This is a genomic window from Rothia sp. HMSC067H10, from assembly GCF_001810635.1.
In the GTDB taxonomy this organism is placed as follows: Bacteria; Actinomycetota; Actinomycetes; order Actinomycetales; family Micrococcaceae; genus Rothia; species Rothia dentocariosa.
On record NZ_KV802310.1, the window covers coordinates 1 to 2,390 of the forward strand.

Annotated in this window: 4 protein-coding genes; all 4 read right to left on the bottom strand. The window is 59.7% G+C overall.

Annotated features, from left to right (window positions below; translation table 11 throughout):
• Positions 1-866 (bottom strand): protein rep (locus HMPREF2756_RS04590; protein WP_070618782.1); only part of this gene is annotated, 866 nt, incomplete at its 3' end.
• A gap of 213 nt (positions 867-1,079) precedes the next feature.
• Positions 1,080-1,337, bottom strand: coding sequence for a hypothetical protein (locus HMPREF2756_RS04600; RefSeq protein ID WP_070544389.1), 258 nt, complete (start codon positions 1,335-1,337; stop codon positions 1,080-1,082).
• Positions 1,337-1,627, bottom strand: coding sequence for a hypothetical protein (locus tag HMPREF2756_RS04605; protein ID WP_070574462.1), 291 nt, complete (start codon positions 1,625-1,627; stop codon positions 1,337-1,339). Before HMPREF2756_RS04605 ends, HMPREF2756_RS04600 begins: the two co-directional genes overlap by 1 nt.
• Before the next feature lie 228 nt (positions 1,628-1,855).
• Positions 1,856-2,128 carry a hypothetical protein gene (locus HMPREF2756_RS04610; protein WP_070544383.1) on the bottom strand — a complete coding sequence of 91 codons (273 nt, stop codon included), beginning with the start codon at positions 2,126-2,128 and terminating at the stop codon, positions 1,856-1,858.
• Positions 2,129-2,390: the final 262 nt, after the last annotated feature.

Genomic DNA, 2,390 nt, shown 5'->3' on the forward strand with positions numbered 1-2,390 from the left:
CGAAAGGGGAGGTCGTCGAAGGGCTCGTCAATGAGCTGCTCCGGCACCACCACCGAACGGAAGCAGCCAGCAGATCCGATGAGTCTCTTTCCGCGCAAGGTCTCGTAGCAGTGCCACGTGTCCTCAACAGGCTGATCCGAAAACTTCACCGCGTACTTGAACACCTCGAGGAAGCCACTCACAGGATCCTCCTGGCTGATCGGCCGTACGTCCACCACGTGGCTATCACCAGTGATGTTTTTCCACTCAGCCGAGAGCTGCAGCTGGTCAGGCTGATGCTCAGCGATCGCGATCATGTGCAGATGCGGATGCCAGAGCCCAGAACCTGTGCCGCGCTTCACTTCGTACGACCACACAGCACCCATAACACCATCGAGGCAAGAGCCGCGAGCACGGTGTTTCCGCATCCATAGCTCTCGCTGGCCACGATGGAGGTGCTTAAAACGCTCAGCCAAGTCATTGCCATCCTTAACGGTCAGAGTCACGAGAAAGGGCTTTAAAGAGGCGTTCGACCCTCTAAGCACCTCCCACCTATCCAGGTAGCTTTTGAGGGCCTTGCTGCCCCTCCTGATGGCGCACAGGGGGCATAGGAGATGCTTCATGCAAAGCGAAGCTGCATGCAACCGCACTTCGTCGACGGTGAAGTAGTGCCGGAACATCAAATAGTCCCCACACGAGCCGACCCGCCGTGCTAAGCCTTGATGGCCTCCAAGCCCGCTGATAAACTCCGCTACGTCGAGAGCGCCTGCTTTAGCTGCTCCATATCTCTGAACCCTTCGGGGTAGTGCCTCGATGCCCTGAACGCCGATTTCTCCTGCCAGAGAGTCGGCGTTTTCCTTTGGGTCATCCGGTGGTCGTTCCTCCATCGGCGGCCCTCCGTGCGATGAGGAACCCAATGGGTCCAGCCAGCATCTCGCGGCCCAGCCGGACGGCGTCCGGCGACAAGCCCTGATCGCAGGCAAACGAGCCGGAAACCCGCATGGATGCTGGCTTGGAGCAATTGTTTGTATGTATCAAGGGAAGAGCGCCGGCCGGCGCCAAGTGCCGGGGCAGGCCCGTCCCAAGGCGTCGTCCCGCGCTCACTTCTTTTCCTCGTACGACAAATTGACTGTCGCGCCAGGTGCCCACGCACGCACCGGCACGGAGATCTGCGAGCCGACCTGGTCGGCGTACTTCGTCAGATCGGGAACCGTGAGGGTGTAGAGCTGCACCAAGCCGCGGGAGTCGAGGCCTTCCACCTGGAGTACTGACCGGGGCTGGATGACCTCGCCGGTCTTCTTGTTGACACCACCACCGAGAGTGGTGGCAGCGCGAACGGTGCCTGTGAGAGTCAGCATCAGTGCGTCTCCTCATCAGGGATCAAACCGTGCTTTTCGATGGCCTCCTGCGCGAGCTTGACGGCTTGCAGCGTGGCGGCCGTGAGGAACTCACGCTTGCTCATGTCGAGCAGCTGGCAGACATCTTCCACGTCGCTGAACAGCTCGGGGTGAACGTCGAATTGCAGCTTCTTCAGCTTGAGCTGCTCGGCAGTCTCCGGGTCTCTGAGGAAGTGATCCATCAGGCCGTAGTTGCCACGTTTGTAAAGCTCGTCGAGAGCTTTATGCTGGATGAGGGAATCAAGGTCCACATCGGCTCCAATTGAAGGTTGCAGGAACGACAATTGTTACCAGACGAAAGGCCGATGTAAAGCCTTACGCGTGCAGGATACGAATTCAGAGCCCTTTTTGTGGTCCACGCAGCCTGTTTTGCATGCGCGAAGACGGGCAGGGGAGGGGAGGGCGCTGGGCACGCGGCGCATCGCTGCGTTGGCGTGAGAGCCGTGGCTCTGCATGGGGGGCATACCCCCCATACCCCCTTAGGCCGCTGGCTGATCCTCCACCGGGTCTCCCAGGACGCCGTAGTCAGTCTCGGCGAATGCCGGCCGACCATGCTTCAACAGCAGGTGTTGGTAGGTGTCAAAACGATCACAGAGGCGAGACAGGGTGGATACCGCGAGGCAGCAAAACGACGCCTCGTCGGGATTCGAGCTGCGCCAGATCTCGATCAACGCTTGGGCTTCGGCCAGAGGCCCGTGGATCTCGCGTTCAGCTTCGCCCAGCTCGGGCGCAATAGACTTCTTCTCAGCCATTTTTCATCTCCAACACAGATGGGTTTTGGTTAGGCCTCGGTGGGTGTTGACGCACTCACCGGGGCCGCTTTCGCTGTTGAACGCTCTGCGTGAATCAGCCTGAGCGAGGTGCTAGCACCTCGCATATCCTGCCCCGCGAAGAACATTCATCCGTGCACTCAGGCGGGTCGATCTTTCCTCCTCTGAAGGTCGTATCCGCGACCGGTCAGGTAGCGGTAAAAAAGGGTGCGAAAGGGGAGGTCGTCGAAGGGCTCGTCAATGA

Excerpts from the sequence above, each read along its gene's own strand:
- HMPREF2756_RS04600 (WP_070544389.1), bottom strand. The coding sequence starts at position 1,337 with ATGCTGACTCTCACAGGCACCGTTCGCGCTGCCACCACTCTCGGTGGT.
- HMPREF2756_RS04610 (WP_070544383.1), bottom strand. The coding sequence starts at position 2,128 with ATGGCTGAGAAGAAGTCTATTGCGCCCGAGCTGGGCGAAGCTGAACGC.